Source organism: Bacillus sp. BF2-3, assembly GCF_008368795.1.
GTDB classification, from domain to species: domain Bacteria; phylum Bacillota; class Bacilli; order Bacillales; family Bacillaceae_G; genus Bacillus_A; species Bacillus_A cereus.
In genome coordinates, this window is the sequence record NZ_QOSA01000010.1 from 259537 (window position 1) to 274490 (window position 14954).

Here is a 14954-nt window from a genome sequence, read left to right on the forward strand (position 1 = left end):
AATCCCCCGAAAAAAAGAGGAGTTCCATATGAAAACTCCTCCGCTTCCATTGTTAGCGGAGGTTTCTAGTACCCTTGCACTAGCGGAGTTGTCACATACAACCCCGTATTTCCAATTCTTCTTTATATAAAGAAGATATGTATGGAAAGTTGATATAAATATGCCCTCACCTATATATAGATGAGGTTGCATGTTTCATTGTATTCGATAGGAAGGGAAAAAATCCCTTCCTACCGTATATCTTTTACTATGCTATTACAAATTTACTTTTTGTTCAAGAATTGTTGCAATTTTTGTCACCATAATATCAATTGCAACGTGGTTTTGTCCACCTTCAGGGATAATAATATCCGCAAATTTCTTAGAAGGCTCAATAAATTGATTGTGCATTGGACGTACAACATTTACGTACTGATCAATAACTGAATCCATCGTACGACCGCGCTCTTTAATATCACGCTGCATGCGACGCAGAATACGAAGGTCAGCATCCGTATCAACGAATAATTTAATGTCCATTAACTCGCAAAGACGTGGGTCTTCTAAAATAAGAATTCCTTCTAAAATAATTACATCTTTCGGCTCAACTGGAATAATTTCTTCTGAACGCGTATGCAATGTATAGTCATATACAGGCTTATCAATTTGCTCATATGCAAGCAACTGCTGCAAATGTTCAATTAACAGATCATTATCAAACGCAAGCGGATGATCATAATTTGTTTTTAAACGCTCTTCCATTGGTAAATGGCTTTGATCTTTGTAATAATAATCTTGCTCTAAGATTAAAATAGAATGACCTTTAAAATGGTCAAAAATCGCTTTCGTTACACTCGTTTTACCTGATCCCGAACCACCAGCAATTCCAATTACAACAGGCTTATTCGTCCCCATTCGACTATCACTCTTTCTTATTGAAGTATGCTTTTGCGCATCATATTATTCACATACACTCGTTGATCCACTTTGAATTTCACGATTTGCAACGGATGTCTCGCTGCATCTAATTCGTTTCCATCCTCATCCCAAATTTTCTCCACCGTTTGCGTAAAGTTTTCTATTTCTGGTCCAAAGAACTCCACTTCATGTCCTGGTTTGAAATGATTACGTTGCTCAATCGTTACGATGCCCGTTTCTTCATTATAATCTAACACTAAACCAGCAAAATCATACGTTGTTTTCTTACTATGATTTCCAAACATTTGCTCTTGATGTCCTGGAACCCCTTCAAAGAATGCAGGAGCTGTATCACGATTTGCACATTTATCAAGCTCATCTAACCATTCTTGTTTAAACTCAAAGTTATCTGGATCCGCACAATAAGCATCAATTACTTTACGATATACAGTTGCTACAGTCGCTACGTAATGGATTGATTTCATACGTCCTTCTACCTTTAAGCTATCGATTCCGATTTCAATCATTTTCGGAATTGATAAAATTAAATTTAAATCTTTTGGACTCATCGCAAAGTGAGCATCTCCTTCTTGGAATAGAGGAAGCTCTTTTGCATCTTTATGTTGTGATACTGTTTGAACTAAATCATAATCCCAGCGGCAAGATTGGCAACAACCACCACGATTAGAATCACGCGCTGTCATATGGTTACTTAATGTGCATCTTCCTGAATATGCGATACACATTGCACCATGTACGAATGCTTCAATTTCAATATCCACTTTTTCTTTAATTTCTTTCATTTCTTCATAGCTTGCTTCACGAGCTAATACAAGACGATGTAAACCTTCTTCTTTCCAATACTGTGCTGCTTTCCAGTTGGATAGTGATTGCTGTGTGCTTAAATGCACCTCAACAGAAGGCGCTACGCGTTTACAAGTCTCAATGATAAGCGGATCAGCAACGATAATTCCCGTTACGCCAGCTTTTTCAATCCCTTTTAAATATTCCTCTAGCCCGTCCATATTTTCATTATGTGCAAAGATATTTGTTGTTACGTATATTTTTGCTCCATACTTCTTTGCAAACTCAACGCCTTCTGCCATTTCTTCTAGCGTAAAGTTACCTGCATTCGAACGAAGACCAAATTCTTGTCCACCTAAATATACAGCATCTGCCCCGTAATGGATAGCTACTTTTAATTTTTCTAAGTTACCCGCAGGGATTAACAGTTCAGGTTTCTTCACAATAACACGTTTGCCATCAATCACTCGTGAAATTTCTTGTACAGTCATTTCCTACACCCTCCTCGTTTAGTAAACCGTTTCTTTAAAGAAGAATCCTGTATCTAACGGACGATTTACTGGTTGTATTTCTTCTATTTCTTTATATAGATCATCTTTCACGTCATAATATGCATCACGATCTTCTACGCATAAATCAATCGCTTGACGATATTTCTTCGTTACTTCAATAATGTATTCAGAGCTTTTTAGTACACCGTCGATTTTTAAGCTATCAACTTCAGCTTCGATTAGTTCCTCTAATTCATCGATGAAACAAATATCATTCGGACTCATAATGTGAGTACCATTTTCATCTTCATAAATTGGATATTTATTGTTACGCTCTGGGTCATATAAGAACATATTCTCTTCATATTTTTTCTTTTCAATGTCAAGATTACGTCCTTGATACTCAAAGTAGTTTCCTACTAATGAACGCTTCGATTGGAACATACAAGTCATACCGTGAATTTGTACTTCTAGTTCCACTTCAGCATTTTCTTTTAAATCAACAATTTCATCTAAGCTCAGCTCACGAGCTAATACAGCGCGCTTCGCTCCTCTTTGTCCCCAGTAGTTACAAGTGAACCAGTTTGTTGCTGTCGTTTCTGTATTCCAGTGCAACTGCATATTTGGTGCTACTTCGCGAACAGCCATTAATACCGCTGGATCTCCGAAAACAATTGCATCTACATTTACTTCGTTTAAAAATGAAACGTAATCTGTTAATTCTTCTACTTTATCGTTGTGGAACATAGCGTTCATGGCTACGTATACTTTCACACCATTTTCATGTGCAATCTTCACAGTTTGTTTTACATCTTCACGTGAAAACTCCCCTGCTAAACGTAAACCAAACTTTTGCTCACCGATCATTACCGCATCTGCTCCTGCTTTCGCAAGAGGTTCGATATCCGCCACCGCTCTTGGCGTTACTAACAATTCAGGTTTCTTCATACCTTGGTCACCCTCTCTTTTTACTAACAGCTACTCCATCACCAATTGGGAAAATCGTTGTATCATATCCTTCATGATTCATAAGCCACTCATTGTACGTCTTAATACGACGGATTAAACCACGTGTACGTCTGTTTTCAATTTTCTCTTTTGTCGTTACAAGACCGTGGTACATAACATTATCTGAAATAATTACTCCACCAGGATTTAATAACGGTTCATATAAGTCAAAAAAGCGACGATACTGTCCTTTTGCTGCATCAATAAAAATAACGTCAAATGTCCCGTGTTCTTTTACTTGTTCACCTGTCTCTAACGCATCACCGTAAATAACTGAAATACGATCTGTTACTGGGGAACGTTCTATATATTCAAGTGCTTTTTCATATCGCTCACGATTGCGCTCAACTGTCACAATACGTGAATTTGGAATAGCTTGCATCATACGAATACTAGAATAACCGATTGCTGTTCCAAGTTCTAAAATGCTTTTCGGTCCAATTAAACGTAAAAATTGCAGCATAAATTCCATTCCAAGTCGATCCATAATCGGCACATGATTTTCTGTTGCATATTCTTCCATTTCAAGAATTAATTTATCTTTCGGATCAATAAATGATAATAGGTACTCGTTAACTGCATCCTCCATAAATGGTCCTCCTTATTTACATGGAGAAGTGCCTCTATGACGTCTTTTCACACATAGAATGCAATAAAAATACAAGCCAGCTTTACCCTTAGCTTGTACGTCCCGTTTTGATATTAAAAACGATTCTTCTGCCAGTTTTTAACCCGATATATTTTACCACAAAAAAGAGGGATGTGCGACTTTTTTCGCTATCCCTCCCCATTTCACTGTTTTTTCGTAATGTATTTTTGCTTTAATGCATTATGCTCTTCTAATGTTTTCGCATAATACACTTCACCACTTGGTGCAGCTAAGAAATAATAATAATCTGTTTGCGCAGGTTCTAACGCAGCTTCCACTGAATGTTTACCAGAGTTTGCGATCGGCCCTACCGGCAATCCTTTTACAACATACGTATTATACGGTGAGTTGACCTTTAAATCTTCGTATAATACACGTTGTTTATGCTTTCCAAGTGCATATAATACCGTTGGATCCGTTTGAAGTGGCATACCTTTTGTTAAACGATTATAAAAGACACTAGAGATCTTTTGACGATCTGTAAAACCAGTTGCCTCTTCTTCAATAAGTGAAGATAATGTTAAAAGCTGATGAACATCCCAATTCTTCGCTTTCATTTTCGCCTCATTTTGAACAATGATTGCATTTGTTTTCTCAAGCATTGGAATTACAATTTCTTCTAACGTTGTATCTTTCTTATAAAACGAATACGTTGCAGGATATAAATAACCTTCTAATGGGTATTTAATATTACTATCAAAGATTTTATCCGTTAATAACTTCGGATACTTTTGCTGCATTTTTTGAATAAATGCTTTATCGTTTAATTGACGCGTAACATCATCTTTATTCCACTTTAGTTCTGTCGCAATCGTTTCTGCAATTTCAGTTACTTGCGCCCCTTCTTTAATCGTCACTTTATAAAGAGCTGGACGATGCACGTTGCCAGATGACATTTGTTCGATAACATCTTCAGCATTCATTGAAGGATTTAATAAATATGTACCTGCTTGTAAACTTTTCGATTTAGCCTTTGTATAAAAACTAAAAACTGTACCGTTTTTTACAGCGCCTTTTTCTTCTAAAATTTCTCCAATTTTACTTGTAGATGATCCTTTCGGAATTTCTACTTCAATCTCTTTTTTATTCCCGCTATCAACTGGTCCTAATGCGGATGAAATATACGCATAGACTGAACCACAAACTAAAAGCAGTGCAATAATCGAAAATAAAAAGATGCGTCTACGCTTCTTTTTCACTTGATTCTCTATCAAAACATTTCCTCCTTACTTAATTGTAGACCGTATGTACACCTTTCTATACAGCATGATGTAAAAACGCAACAAATTCACTTATCTTTTTTAATTGACACTTTATTTTTCTACAATCCGTCTCATTATACTACAAAGACTTACACAGTTTCGACAAAAAATCTTTCATTTTACATATAAATACAAAAAAAGATGGACTGTATGTCGTCCATCTTTTCAGTACTTATTATTCAGCTTCTTGCTCATCAGCTAGAGTGTTGAACATTTCTTGTACCATTTCCCACTCTTCTTCAGATTCGATTGGAAGTAAAGTTCCGCCCTCTTCTTCATTTTGCTCATAAGCCATTGCATCATAAATTTGGTCTCCATCTTCGTCTACTTCACCGATTGGAGAGAAGACTACGTATGATTTTTTGCCAAATTTTTCAGCGTCAAAAGTGAAAATAATTTCACATAAATGTTCGTTACCTTTTTCGTCTACAATTGTAATTTGATTTTCTTCCATTTTGGTCACCTCTTATTTACTATCTAAAAATCCTTGTAAGATTACGACTGCAGCCATCTTATCAATTACTTGCTTTCGCTTCTTACGGCTTACATCGGCTGAAATGAGTAGACGTTCCGCTGCCATTGTTGACAAACGCTCGTCCCACATTACAACGTCTAATTGTAACAGCTCTCGTAGGTTTTCTGCAAATTGTTGGCACGCTTCACCACGTGGGCCAATTGTACCATTCATATTTTTAGGTAAACCTACTACTATTTTGTCCACATTGTACTGCTTTACTAACTCAGAAATACGATCAAAACCAAAGTGACCTCGTTCTTCGTTAATCTTAATTGTTTCTAATCCTTGTGCTGTCCAGCCCATCTCGTCGCTAATTGCAACTCCGACTGTTTTTGTACCTACATCTAAACCTAATATCCGCATAAACTACTCCTCACGATGATGTTTCAAGTAAGACTTCACAAGCTCTTCAATTAACTCATCACGTTCAAGCTTGCGAATGATGCTACGTGCATCTTTATGGCGAGGTATGTATGCTGGGTCTCCACTTAATAAATAACCGACGATTTGGTTAATCGGATTATAGCCTTTTTCTTGAAGTGCATCATACACAGTTAAAAGTACATCATTTACATGGACACTCTGTTTTTCATCTTGAATGCTAAACTTCATTGTTTTATCAAAACCGTCCATTTCAAGCACCTCACTTATATAGTAAGTATAGGGAGAAGAACTTCTCCTCTCCCTACCATTGTACACTACTATCTCTTTATTTTGAAACAGATTTAACGTACTCTTGTACAAATGCTAAAGCTTCTTCGACTTGAGCTGGGTTTTTACCGCCTGCTTGTGCCATATCAGGACGGCCACCACCGCCACCGCCGCAACGAGAAGCTACTTCTTTCACAAGTTTACCAGCATGGTAACCTTGGCTAATTAAGTCTTTCGTTACACCTGCTAGGATGTTTACTTTATCGTCATTAACAGACGCTAATACAACAACTGCTGACTCTAATTTATTTTTCAGATCATCCATCATCGTACGTAAGTTGTTCATATCTGCAACATTTACTTTCGCTGCTAATACATTCACACCATCAACTGTCATTACAGAATCAGTTAAGTTTCCAGCTTCGATATTGCTTAATTTCGTAGCAAGAGATTCATTTTCTTTTTGCAGTTGTTTCACTTCAGCAAATAGACCATCAACTCTTGTTAAAATATCTTTCGGATTTGTTTTCATTTTTCCTGCTGCTTCTTTTAATAAACCTACTTGATCGTTCATTAATTCGTATGCAGACTTACCAGTTACTGCTTCAATACGACGAGTTCCTGCACCAATACCAGACTCAGCAACGATTTTGAAAATACCGATAGAAGCTGTATTATCAACGTGACAACCACCACAAAGCTCTAAGCTGTAATCGCCAACTTGTACAACGCGTACAACATCTCCGTATTTTTCACCGAATAATGCCATTGCGCCCATTTCTTTCGCTTCTTCGATTGCTTTTTGAGAAATCTCAACATCAATACTTTCCCAAATTTTTTCGTTTACCATACGCTCAATTTTTTCTAATTCGTCAGCTTGTACTTGACCGAAGTGAGAGAAGTCAAAACGTAGACGTTCAGAAGTTACAAGAGAACCTGCTTGGTTAACGTGTGTTCCAAGTACGTCTTTTAATGCTTGGTGTAGTAAGTGAGTTGCTGTATGATTTTTTACAACGCTACTACGGTTTTTCGTATCGATAATAGCTTTTACAGCCGCATCTTTCGTTAATGTACCTTCTTCAACAACAACTTTATGCAAGTTTTGGCCGTTTGGTGCTTTTTGTACGTCTTTTACAAGAACTTTCACACCATCTGCAAGAAGGTAACCACGGTCTGCAATTTGTCCACCACTCTCAGCATAGAATGGTGTTACATCAAGAATTAACTGTCCTTCTTCACCAGCTTGTAAGCTGTCTGTGTATTCGCCGTTTTTCACAAGTGCAACAACGTTACTTTCTGTTGCAACTGTACCGTAACCAACGAATTCGCTCGCTACTTTAATTTCTCCAAGGACACCACCTTGAACTTGCATAGAATCAACGTCTTGACGAGCAGCACGTGCACGCTCACGTTGTTTTTCCATTTCATTTTCAAAGCCTTCATGATCAACTGTCATGCCAGCTTCTTCTGCATATTCTTCTGTTAATTCAATTGGGAAACCGTATGTGTCATATAGACGGAACGCATCTACTCCAGAAATAACAGTTGTTTTTTCTTCTTTTGCTTTTGCAATTACTTCAGCTAAAATCGCTTCACCATCATGAAGTGTTTCATGGAAACGCTCTTCTTCGTTCTTCACAACTTTCGCAATGAAATCTTTCTTTTCAAGTACTTCTGGATAGAAGTCTTTCATTACTTCTCCAACAACCGGTACTAATTCAAACATAAATGGACGGTTGATGTTTAATTTCTTCGAATAACGAACAGCGCGGCGTAATAAACGACGTAATACATAACCACGGCCTTCGTTAGATGGAAGAGCACCGTCACCAACAGCGAATGTTACTGTACGGATATGGTCAGCAATTACTTTGAATGCCATATCTTTTTCTAAATCGCCATTACGATATTTTTCACCAGAAATTGTTTCTGTTGCACCAATCATCGGCATGAATAGGTCTGTATCAAAGTTCGTAGGTACATCTTGAACGATAGATGTCATACGCTCTAGACCCATCCCTGTATCAATGTTTTTCTTAGGAAGTGGTGTATATGAACCGTCTGGATTATGGTTAAATTGAGAGAATACAAGGTTCCATACTTCTAAGTAACGCTCGTTTTCTCCGCCTGGATATAATTCTGGGTCACTAAAGTCATTACCGTAAGCTTCTCCGCGGTCATAGAAAATCTCTGTATTCGGTCCACTTGGTCCTTCACCGATATCCCAGAAGTTTTCTTCTAAGCGAATAATACGCTCTTTTGGAACGCCCATTTTCTCATTCCAAATTGTGAATGCTTCTTCATCTTCTGGATGGATTGTAACTGATAGTAATTCTTTATCGAATCCGATCCATTTGTCGCTCGTTAAGAATTCCCAAGCCCATGTAATTGCTTCTTCTTTGAAGTAATCACCAATTGAGAAGTTTCCTAACATTTCAAAGAATGTATGGTGACGAGCTGTTTTCCCTACGTTTTCAATATCGTTTGTACGAATTGATTTTTGAGCATTTGTAATACGTGGATTTTGTGGGATTACACGTCCATCAAAATATTTTTTTAATGTAGCTACACCACTATTAATCCATAAAAGAGATGGATCTTCATGCGGAACTAGTGATGCACTAGGTTCTACTGCATGTCCTTTTTCTTGGAAAAAGTCTAAAAACATTTGACGAATTTGTGCGCCTGTTAGTTGTTTCATTGTATTTTCCTCCTTAAATATAAAAAACTCCCGTCCCTATAAAAGGGACGAGAGTTAACTCGCGATACCACCCTAATTATGAATTGATTACAATAACAATCAATTCATCACCTCATGGTGCCGTAACGTGGCAAGACGGCAGTGATTAGCTGCTCTCAGGATTAGCTTTCTGTTACCCTTCATTTAAAGCTTCTTTCAGCCATATGGAAGCTTCTCTCTATAAATGGACTGTAACGTACTTGTTCCGTCATTGATTTAATGTATTATATGACTAAATATAATAGAATTCTCTTAAGTTTGTCAATGTAGATAATCATTTATATTGTATTAATTGCTTATTAATCATAGGTATTCTACTATTCATTCTTAACAGCCTTTTCATATATTATGCGTTTATTAACAAATCGGAATCTCCTTATAAGAATGATTTATAAAAATTTCTAAATATTACTTTTTTTGCTACAATTAAATTATTGTTAATAAAATAAAGGAGCGATCACAATGACAACCTTACTTAGCAAAGCTAAAAACATATTAGCGACTGACGAAACGATATTATTTTACGCAGCATGTTCATTAGACATATTTATTTATCGTTCCGTCGCAAGGCCAGGATTGCTAATTTTAACGAACAAAAGACTATTCTTTTATGGGCCAGATGTAAGTAAGAATCCAATATTTGAAGAGTACTCTTTCGCAAAAATTTCTAATCTAAAAGAACAAAAGCGTCTTTTCAACAATCAAATTATATTTATGTATGATAACGAATGGAAAAAAAATAAAACATATTCAAACAAATGATGTGAGCTCCCTCGTTCAAAAAATACACGAGCAACTTTCTAAATAAATATATGATTAGCCCTCTATTTCTTACATAGAGGGCTTCTATACTTACACATCTTCTTTTTTCAAGAGCGGTCTCACATGAACAATGACAGTGCGAATAACTGCTAAAACCGGAACCGATATTAGCAATCCTACAATCCCAGCTACCTCTCCCCCAACTAGTAAGGCAAGCATAATAATAACGGGATGCATACGAAGTGACTTACCAACGATGTAAGGCGATAAAATGTTACTCTCCACAAATTGCAAAATCGCAATCGTGATCCCCGCCTTAATAAGTAAACTCGTTGATACTGTTGCTGCAATCATTAACGTCGGGATCGCTCCTAAAATAGGACCGAAGTATGGGATTATATCCGTTACCCCAATAATAATGCCAAGCAATAATGGATATTTCATACCGATAAACCAAAAAGAAAGAGCTGATACTCCCCCTAATACTAAACAAACAAATAACTGTCCTCGAATATAGCTTCCAAGTGACTTATCAATTTCTTTCGCAAGCATTTGCCCCGTACCTCGCCATTTACTTGGGACTAGTTTCCAAAAGATATGATAAAACTCACCATAATCTTTTAATATGTAAAATACAATGAACGGTATTAAGAAAATAATGAGCAATGAATCGAGTACACCACGAGCTGTACTCATCACTTTATTTAAAAGCGCTTGAATCTTCGTTTCCACACCCACAAAAAGTTGTTTCACCTTTTCATGAATGAACGAAGGGAAATTCGCTGTTTGTTCTGTAACGCCATCCATCCACGAATCGTACATCTTTGTAAACTGGGGAAATTGTTCATTAATCTCTTGTAACTGTTTAATAACGACTGGTGTTCCTTTATAAATCCCATAACCAATTCCGCCAAAGAAAAGGATATAAATGAGCAAAATGGCAAGTGTACGGGGCATCCCTTCCTTATGAATTTTTTCAATTAAAGGGTGCAATAAATACGCAATAAAACACGCGATAAGAAACGGCGTGATTGCTACTTTAAATACAAAAATAATCGGTGCCCATAGCGGCTTAATTTTTAAAAAGACGAGCAGACAAAGAAAAACAAGTAACAATAATCCTAAACGATATATCCAAATGATTTTAAGATTCTTCACATGAAAAACCTCCTCCACCTTTATTTTGAAAATAAATGGGGTAGGTTATGTGCGAAACTTTTAAAATCTTTTCATACGGACCATACTGTTTTTTAAAGACGTACATATAAATAACATAACAAGGACAACCACCCCTGAGAATACAGCATGAATTAATATAATCAGGAGGGCTAATTATGGTTTTGTTTATGCTTGGATTATCAGCACTTTTTATGATTCTTGAATGGATTTGTATCGGGTTCGGTATTTGGAAGGGGTTCTTTATTCATTCCTCACGTAAAGAAAAAGCGAAGCAATTATGGCAGTATGGAATACTTGGCGTTGGCTGCTACGGTCTATCTTATCTTTTCTCAGAGATCGGACTTTTTTATTTGCATATGGGTGCATAAAAAAACTCCCTTGTCTACAAGGGAGTTTTTCAATTTATCGAAATGATTATAAGTAAGACTTAATCATCTTACGTGCTTTTTTCATATTGCGTTTTGAAAATACATCTTGTTTACGAGCATATTGATATGCTGCAGCTCCAACACCTAATGCGATTAATGAATTGCGTAGATTCAAAGTAAATCCCCCTTTTCGTTATCCGATCGTTCTTTCATTCTCATCAAATAAATCATCAAGAGAGCTTAATGAACCGTCTTCCTCAACTTGATGTGTATGGATTTTCCCCTTTGAAACCGATAATTCGATATAACAATTCCAGCAATAAAATTGGTTGACACCTATTTTTCCAATGTCTTTCCCTTTGCAATTTGGACAAATGAACATATGGCTTTCATCTCCTTACAGTCTCCCAGATTCTATTCGCCATTATGTCCAAACTGCATTCATTTATACATTACTGGAGCCTTTCAACGCTATGCGTTTGAAAGTTTCACTATATAATTTCACCTTGTTACATGAAATCATACGGTGAAATGTTTTCCACGTCCATTTCCTCGCCATTAACTGTGACCATCTGTACTTCTCCTTGTGATTCTTGCAAGCGACTAGCTAAAGTTGTTTGACGCATTGCATCATCAAGGCGATTTACACCAGATTGGAAAGCTGCTTCCTCCCCGCAAATAATAAGGAACTTCTTACTTCTTGTAATACCCGTGTAAATTAAATTACGACGTAACATACGGTTGTAACTTTTCACGATTGGCATAATAACAATCGGAAATTCACTACCTTGTGATTTATGAATGGAACAACAATATGCATGCGTAATTTGATTTAAATCGGGCTTCGTATACGTTACCTCAATTCCATCAAATGAAACGATAATCATATCTTGTTGCTCAACGTTTTCTTTTGCATAAAACACCGAAACAATTTCCCCAATATCACCATTAAACACTTGGCTCTCCGGCTGATTCACGAGTTGCAGTACTTTATCACCTCTTCGGTACACAACATCACCGTAAGCAATTTCTTTACTCTTTTCCCTCTTCGGATTAAATACTTGTTGCAGCGCTTCGTTTAATACATTAATACCAGCAGGCCCGCGGTACATCGGTGCTAATACTTGAACATCCCTTGCACTAAAGCCTTTTGTTTTAGCATTTTCGCAAACTTTTTTCACAACCTCAACAATTTGAGCCCCTGTACAGCTGATAAACGAACGATCTTTTTTGTTTTGCGCTAAATCTGGTGGTAGAGTTCCATTTTTTATCGCATGGGCAAGTTGAATCACTGATGAGCCTTCCGCTTGACGATAAATTTCAGTAAGCTTCACTGTCGGAACTGCGCCTGCATTTAATAAATCTTTTAATACTTGTCCAGGTCCTACAGATGGCAACTGATCTTCATCACCTACAACGATAACTTGAATATTCGTCGGCAACGACTTAAATAGCTGATTTGCAAGCCAAATATCAACCATTGAAAATTCATCGATAATAAGGAGCTTACCTTGGACAGGATCCGTTTCATTACGCTGGAAAGATCCTTCTGGCGTCCAACCAAGTAAACGGTGAATTGTGCAAGCTGGAAGTCCTGTCGATTCACTCATCCGCTTCGCTGCTCTTCCTGTTGGAGCTGTTAATAGTATTGGAAATGGATTATCATCACTGTATTCATTCGGATTTAACGATAATCCGTGAAGTGACGCATACATTTCAACAATCCCTTTAATAACTGTTGTTTTCCCTGTTCCTGGTCCACCTGTCAATAACATCATCGGTTTATGAAGTGCCGTTTGAATTGCTTCTTGCTGAAACGGTGCATATTGTACGTTCAGTTGTTCTTCAATTTCACCTAACGTTTTTAACACTTCCGCTTCTGGAAATGAAGGTGTTTCTTCTTGATTCATAAGCCTGCGAATAGACTTTACAACACCTTTTTCAGAGTAGAATAACGTCGCTAAATACACTCGTTCTTCTTCTATGATGACTTTCCCTTCACTTTGCATCGTTTCAATACAACCTATAATATCTTCCTCAGTCACTCTTCCTTCTTGATTGTTTAAAAGTGACATCGTTTCTCTTACAAGTTGATCTTTCCTCATATAAACATGACCAAGTTGTAATGAGACATTCTCTAATGTGTAAAAACATCCCGCTCGTACACGGTCGTCATGATTACCCGATATCCCTAACGCACGCCCTATATCATCCGCTCTTCCAAAACCAATCCCGTCCACTTCTTCAATAAGTTGATACGGATTATTACGAATCACTTCTAATGTCATCTCTTTATATTGCTGGTAAATCTTAATAGAAAGTTTCGTTCCAAAACCGTAGCCATTTAAAAAGCTCATTACTTTCTCTAATCCTTGATGTTCAACAATTGTCTCATATATTTCCTGAGCCTTTTGTTTATTAACAACACCATTTAACGCCTCAGGGTCATCCATAATTTTAGAAATAGCATGTTCTCCGAGATGGTCCACAATTTTTTCAGCTGTACGTTTTCCTATCCCTTTAAATAAATCACTCGCTAAATATTGCACCATACCTGCTTTTGTTTGCGGCAATTCTTTTTTAAATGTTTCAACCATATATTGTTTTCCATACTTTGGATGGTCCTTAAAATGACCTGTCAATGTAAACACTTCATCTTCATGCATGCGGGGAAAATGACCGTTTATCATTACTTTCTTTTCGTCATACGTTTCATTCGTTTCAATGACTTTCATACTGACAACGGAATAGAGGTTTTCTTCGTTGTGGAAAATGGTATGAAGAACTTGCGCTTTTATAAACTTTTTCTCTTCCTCAAACAAATCCATTGCATGTTGATTTCCCATCTTTCCTCTCCTTTCCGATATTTTCACTTTAATGAGCAGTACATCCCCCACCTTTTTAGATGAGGGATAACTACCCATTAAACTATATTTTTATCTTATTCAGCTTCTTGCTCTAATAAACGAACGCCATTACCCGCTAAAAAGTGATCTGGCTGAATTTCAGTTGCTTTCTTAAATAAAGCGAGAGCCTTCTCATTATTTTCCTCAAATACGTACGCAACACCTAAATTGTAATACGCATCTGCATGCTCTTCATCCATTTCTAATACCTTTTCAAAATAAGGTTTCGCCTCTTGAACATGTTCTAATCGCGCGAAGCAAAGTCCGCACTGGAATACAGCTTCTACATCGTTTTCATCTAATTCTGTTGCTCTTTGTAAGAATGGTAGTGCAAGACGATCATTTCCAAGCTGTACATGTGTGATACCTAACATAAATGTTACATCAGCTGATTGTAATCCAGCTTGCATTGCTTGTTCAAATACAGCTTTCGCCTCAGTAAATTGCTCTTGGCCATAATATACATTTCCTAAACCATAATAGGCAGCTGCAGATTTATCATCTAACTCTAGTGCGCGTTTATAAAATAAAATCGCTCGCTCGCTATCACCTAATACGTCTAATAAATTTGCAAAATTAATGTATCCAAGCGCATCTTTCGGATTTTCTTCGATTGCTTCTGTAAAATTTTTAGCTGCTTCTTCCCAGTTTCCTTCTTGCATATATTGAATACCTGTTTCAAGTTTGTTTGACATGTCCTTCACCTCTACAACAAATTAT

At 37.0% G+C, this 14954-nt stretch carries 15 protein-coding genes, 1 pseudogene and 1 other annotated feature; of the genes and pseudogenes, 2 read left to right on the forward strand and 14 right to left on the reverse strand.

The genetic code is table 11. From position 1 onward, the window contains the following. Window positions 1–255: 255 nt before the first annotated feature. The 9 genes from udk to alaS form a co-directional block, all read right to left on the reverse strand. Window positions 256–894 carry a uridine kinase gene (gene udk, locus DN401_RS10470; RefSeq protein WP_000537078.1) on the reverse strand — a complete coding sequence of 213 codons (639 nt, stop codon included), beginning with the start codon at window positions 892–894 and terminating at the stop codon, window positions 256–258. Window positions 895–911: 17 nt separating this feature from the next. Then, on the reverse strand, window positions 912–2192 hold the full coding sequence (locus DN401_RS10475) for a peptidase U32 family protein (RefSeq protein WP_000217974.1): 1281 nt from the start codon (window positions 2190–2192) through the stop codon (window positions 912–914). A gap of 18 nt (window positions 2193–2210) precedes the next feature. After that, window positions 2211–3140 carry a peptidase U32 family protein gene (locus tag DN401_RS10480; protein ID WP_000742800.1) on the reverse strand — a complete coding sequence of 310 codons (930 nt, stop codon included), beginning with the start codon at window positions 3138–3140 and terminating at the stop codon, window positions 2211–2213. Window positions 3141–3147: 7 nt separating this feature from the next. Further along, window positions 3148–3789, reverse strand: coding sequence for an O-methyltransferase (locus DN401_RS10485; protein ID WP_000389102.1), 642 nt, complete (start codon window positions 3787–3789; stop codon window positions 3148–3150). Window positions 3790–3992: 203 nt separating this feature from the next. After that, the gene (gene mltG, locus DN401_RS10490; protein ID WP_000572139.1) at window positions 3993–5063 is read right to left on the reverse strand and encodes an endolytic transglycosylase MltG; all 1071 of its coding nucleotides are present in this window, start codon (window positions 5061–5063) and stop codon (window positions 3993–3995) included. A gap of 223 nt (window positions 5064–5286) precedes the next feature. Next, on the reverse strand, window positions 5287–5565 hold the full coding sequence (locus DN401_RS10495) for a DUF1292 domain-containing protein (RefSeq protein ID WP_000392247.1): 279 nt from the start codon (window positions 5563–5565) through the stop codon (window positions 5287–5289). A gap of 12 nt (window positions 5566–5577) precedes the next feature. Further along, the gene (ruvX, locus tag DN401_RS10500; RefSeq protein ID WP_001221193.1) at window positions 5578–5991 is read right to left on the reverse strand and encodes a Holliday junction resolvase RuvX; all 414 of its coding nucleotides are present in this window, start codon (window positions 5989–5991) and stop codon (window positions 5578–5580) included. A 3-nt stretch (window positions 5992–5994) separates the two neighbouring features. Further along, window positions 5995–6261, reverse strand: coding sequence for an IreB family regulatory phosphoprotein (locus DN401_RS10505; protein ID WP_000348590.1), 267 nt, complete (start codon window positions 6259–6261; stop codon window positions 5995–5997). Window positions 6262–6337: 76 nt separating this feature from the next. Next, on the reverse strand, window positions 6338–8980 hold the full coding sequence (gene alaS, locus DN401_RS10510) for an alanine--tRNA ligase (protein WP_000811828.1): 2643 nt from the start codon (window positions 8978–8980) through the stop codon (window positions 6338–6340). Window positions 8981–9020: 40 nt separating this feature from the next. After that, window positions 9021–9240: a binding site (T-box leader), on the reverse strand. A gap of 241 nt (window positions 9241–9481) precedes the next feature. Here alaS and DN401_RS10515 point away from each other — a divergent pair. Further along, window positions 9482–9827, forward strand: a pseudogene (locus DN401_RS10515) (PH domain-containing protein). A 44-nt stretch (window positions 9828–9871) separates the two neighbouring features. Here the strand turns inward: DN401_RS10515 and DN401_RS10520 are convergent. Then, window positions 9872–10939 carry an AI-2E family transporter gene (locus DN401_RS10520; RefSeq protein ID WP_000793131.1) on the reverse strand — a complete coding sequence of 356 codons (1068 nt, stop codon included), beginning with the start codon at window positions 10937–10939 and terminating at the stop codon, window positions 9872–9874. A 176-nt stretch (window positions 10940–11115) separates the two neighbouring features. Between DN401_RS10520 and DN401_RS10525 the strand changes: the two genes are divergently transcribed. Next, window positions 11116–11328, forward strand: coding sequence for a hypothetical protein (locus tag DN401_RS10525; RefSeq protein WP_000242535.1), 213 nt, complete (start codon window positions 11116–11118; stop codon window positions 11326–11328). Between the two features lie 46 nt (window positions 11329–11374). On the opposite strand, the gene DN401_RS10530 is transcribed toward DN401_RS10525, so the two are convergent. The 4 genes from DN401_RS10530 to DN401_RS10545 form a co-directional block, all read right to left on the reverse strand. Further along, window positions 11375–11503, reverse strand: coding sequence for a YrzQ family protein (locus DN401_RS10530; protein ID WP_001053553.1), 129 nt, complete (start codon window positions 11501–11503; stop codon window positions 11375–11377). 18 nt (window positions 11504–11521) lie between these two features. Next, window positions 11522–11710: a hypothetical protein gene (locus DN401_RS10535; protein ID WP_000469281.1), complete on the reverse strand. Its 189-nt coding sequence runs from the start codon at window positions 11708–11710 to the stop codon at window positions 11522–11524. Window positions 11711–11837: 127 nt separating this feature from the next. After that, window positions 11838–14174: an SF1B family DNA helicase RecD2 gene (gene recD2, locus DN401_RS10540; RefSeq protein ID WP_000528082.1), complete on the reverse strand. Its 2337-nt coding sequence runs from the start codon at window positions 14172–14174 to the stop codon at window positions 11838–11840. 95 nt (window positions 14175–14269) lie between these two features. Beyond that, a complete protein-coding gene (locus DN401_RS10545) occupies window positions 14270–14929 on the reverse strand; it encodes a tetratricopeptide repeat protein (RefSeq protein WP_000066409.1) in 660 nt (219 codons plus the stop codon). Window positions 14930–14954: the final 25 nt, after the last annotated feature.

What these genes read in the sequence shown, in the direction of transcription:
- DN401_RS10485 (WP_000389102.1), bottom strand. Translation starts at nt 3,789, where the DNA reads ATGGAGGATGCAGTTAACGAGTACCTATTATCATTTATTGATCCGAAA.
- DN401_RS10545 (WP_000066409.1), bottom strand. Translation starts at nt 14,929, where the DNA reads ATGTCAAACAAACTTGAAACAGGTATTCAATATATGCAAGAAGGAAAC.
- DN401_RS10505 (WP_000348590.1), bottom strand. Translation starts at nt 6,261, where the DNA reads ATGGACGGTTTTGATAAAACAATGAAGTTTAGCATTCAAGATGAAAAA.
- DN401_RS10475 (WP_000217974.1), bottom strand. Translation starts at nt 2,192, where the DNA reads ATGACTGTACAAGAAATTTCACGAGTGATTGATGGCAAACGTGTTATT.
- DN401_RS10495 (WP_000392247.1), bottom strand. Translation starts at nt 5,565, where the DNA reads ATGGAAGAAAATCAAATTACAATTGTAGACGAAAAAGGTAACGAACAT.
- DN401_RS10525 (WP_000242535.1), top strand. Translation starts at nt 11,116, where the DNA reads ATGGTTTTGTTTATGCTTGGATTATCAGCACTTTTTATGATTCTTGAA.
- alaS (WP_000811828.1), bottom strand. Translation starts at nt 8,980, where the DNA reads ATGAAACAACTAACAGGCGCACAAATTCGTCAAATGTTTTTAGACTTT.
- ruvX (WP_001221193.1), bottom strand. Translation starts at nt 5,991, where the DNA reads ATGCGGATATTAGGTTTAGATGTAGGTACAAAAACAGTCGGAGTTGCA.
- udk (WP_000537078.1), bottom strand. Translation starts at nt 894, where the DNA reads ATGGGGACGAATAAGCCTGTTGTAATTGGAATTGCTGGTGGTTCGGGA.
- DN401_RS10480 (WP_000742800.1), bottom strand. Translation starts at nt 3,140, where the DNA reads ATGAAGAAACCTGAATTGTTAGTAACGCCAAGAGCGGTGGCGGATATC.
- recD2 (WP_000528082.1), bottom strand. Translation starts at nt 14,174, where the DNA reads ATGGGAAATCAACATGCAATGGATTTGTTTGAGGAAGAGAAAAAGTTT.
- DN401_RS10535 (WP_000469281.1), bottom strand. Translation starts at nt 11,710, where the DNA reads ATGTTCATTTGTCCAAATTGCAAAGGGAAAGACATTGGAAAAATAGGT.